Source organism: Solibacillus faecavium, assembly GCF_014836905.1.
GTDB classification, from domain to species: Bacteria; Bacillota; Bacilli; order Bacillales_A; family Planococcaceae; genus Solibacillus; species Solibacillus faecavium.
Genome location: NZ_JACSPZ010000020.1, coordinates 1 through 2,455, shown reverse-complemented (window position 1 = coordinate 2,455; position 2,455 = coordinate 1). Strand labels below are relative to the sequence as shown.

The 2,455-nt window shown below is 36.3% G+C and carries 2 protein-coding genes; both read left to right on the top strand.

What is annotated here, in order from left to right:
- The first annotated feature begins 127 nt into the window (after nt 1-127).
- Nucleotides 128-1,648 (top strand): IS21 family transposase, encoded by a 1,521-nt coding sequence (gene istA, locus H9635_RS19040; RefSeq protein ID WP_318245237.1) that lies wholly within the window; start codon nt 128-130, stop codon nt 1,646-1,648.
- Nucleotide 1,649: 1 nt separating this feature from the next.
- Nucleotides 1,650-2,402 carry an IS21-like element helper ATPase IstB gene (gene istB, locus H9635_RS19035; protein ID WP_191701900.1) on the top strand — a complete coding sequence of 251 codons (753 nt, stop codon included), beginning with the start codon at nt 1,650-1,652 and terminating at the stop codon, nt 2,400-2,402.
- Nucleotides 2,403-2,455 lie beyond the last annotated feature (53 nt).

The window sequence follows — 2,455 nt, the reverse complement described above, 5'->3', positions numbered from 1 at the left end:
TGTAACCGCTAAAATAAACTTAACAGTTTTTGCTCATTTCAAATGAACACTTTTCATCTAAATAATAGTTTCCTGTAAACTGGAAATATCAGTTTATAAGGAGGCTGTCCCAATGGAGGAGAAGCTTGTGTTACATATTGAAATCCATCAATTACGAAAACGTCGTTTAAGAATTGCACAGATTGCTAAACGACTTAAAATTTCACGTAATACTGTGTATAAATATTTAGATATGTCATTTGAAGATGCAGTAATTGAATTTAGTCATACTGGTCGAAAGAAAAAGCTAGATGAATACCGGGATTGGATTGTGAATTGGTTACGTGAGTATCCTAGTTTAACGGGTGCACAAATTTTAGATTGGCTGCAGGAGCAGTTTCCATCAATTAATGTTGGAGAAAGTACTGTAAGACGCTATGTAAATGAAATACGTGAGATTTATCAAATTGAAAAGATAGACGAACCTCGAGAATACGAAGCGGTAATTGAACAACCACCAGGCAAACAATTACAGGTAGATTGGGGACAAACGATTCAAAAAACAACAGATGGCAAAGAAGTAAAATTATATTTTATCGCCTTTGTTTTAGCACATTCTCGTCATAAATATGTCCTTTGGTTAGATCGTCCTTTTACAACAAGGGACACCATTGGTTGCCATGAAAAGGCTTTTCAGTTTTACGAAGGTGTGACAGATGAAATTGTTTATGATCAAGATAATTTAATTGCGGTAAGTGAAAATGCCGGCGATCTCATTTTAACGAAGGATTTTCAGCAGTATGTCAAAGACCGTAAGTTTAAAGTATACCTCTGTCGAAAAGCAGACCCTGAGTCTAAAGGGAAAATAGAAAACGTTGTAAAATACATTAAGTATAATTTCGCTAAAAATCGCATCTATACAACACTTGAAGATTGGAACCATCGGTCTTTGAAATGGTTAGAACGTACAGGTAATTATAAAGTGCACAATACAACAAAAAAAAGACCTTTCGAAGTGTTTCTCCTGGAAAAGCAACACTTAAGAAAAGTCTCTACACCGCTTTCTATAATAGAAAGCAACCATACAGAAATTATAACAAGGAATGTGAACAAGGACAATACAGTTCGGTACGCATCAAATCGATATTCGGTTCCATTGGGGACTTATACGAAATATCCAATCATACATTTAGTGCCCCAAGGGCAGAAACTAAAAATTTTAGCACCGCATACTGGAGAAATTCTTGCGGAACACACAATTAGTTTAGAAAAAGGAAAACTTATAAAAAATTTAAATCATGGACGTGATCGCTCCACATCGCTCGATCAATTACAACGAAAAGTGCTTACATTATTTCCTTATGAAGATGCTGAGCAATATATTGAAGATGTTTGCCATACATACGGTCGTTATCGTAGAGATCAATTATTACTGTTCCAAAAGGTTGCGAAAGAGAGTCCAGAATGGATTCCAGCAGCGATTGATAAATGTATTCAAGAAAAGTTATATAGTGCAAATGAGTTTCGAGACGTTGTTGCCTATTTTAAGCGGACAAAAATCGAACCAGAGCAACCCACAACTGTTGTAAAAGAATCAAAAGAATCTCTAAAAATAGCTGTTCAAACGAGAGATTTAAAAGAATACATTCATCGTATGGGAGGTAAATAAAATGAGCAAAAGTGTGGTAGATATTCAACAAGCTTTTAAACAATTACGTTTAGCAGAAACGGCTGAGGGGCTCCCTGAGCTTCTCCGTCAAGCTGAACAAGTATCATGGACTTATTTAGAATTCCTTGAGGAATTAACAACATTAGAGCTTAGAAGACGTGAAGAAAAGAGCATAGAGAAACGCTTGGCTTGGGCGCGATTTCCTTATCATAAACCCTTGCATATGTTTCAACTAGAAGAACAAACAGCGATTACAGAGCGTCAAATGAAGCAGCTGCAAGAGTTTCAATGGTTAGAACAAAGTTATAATTTAATTCTTTTAGGACCACCTGGTGCAGGTAAAACATTACTGGCCGTAGGCTTAGGCATTGAGGCAATACAAGGAGGCTTTCAAGTCTATTTTATTACAATGGGTGAACTAATTCAGTTACTGAAAACGGAGGAGTTTACGCATCGCTCACAAATCCAATTAAAACGTTTGCGGGCGTCAGATTTAATTATTATAGATGATGTGATGTATATGGCTTTAGATCAACGCGAAGCAACGTTATTCTTTCAACTCGTGCACCAGCTGTACGAGCAAAGTTCACTCATTTTAACATCGAATCGAAGTCCAGAAGAATGGACAGAATTAGTGGACAATCAGGGAATGATGACAGCTATTTTGGATCGGCTGTTACATCGAGTCGAGGTTATTCATATGAACAACGAAAGTCATCGTTTAAAACATCAGCAAAAGATTTTTAACGAATAAAAAGTGTTCATCCTTAATGAGCAAAAAATGTTCAATTTGGGTTGACGGTTACA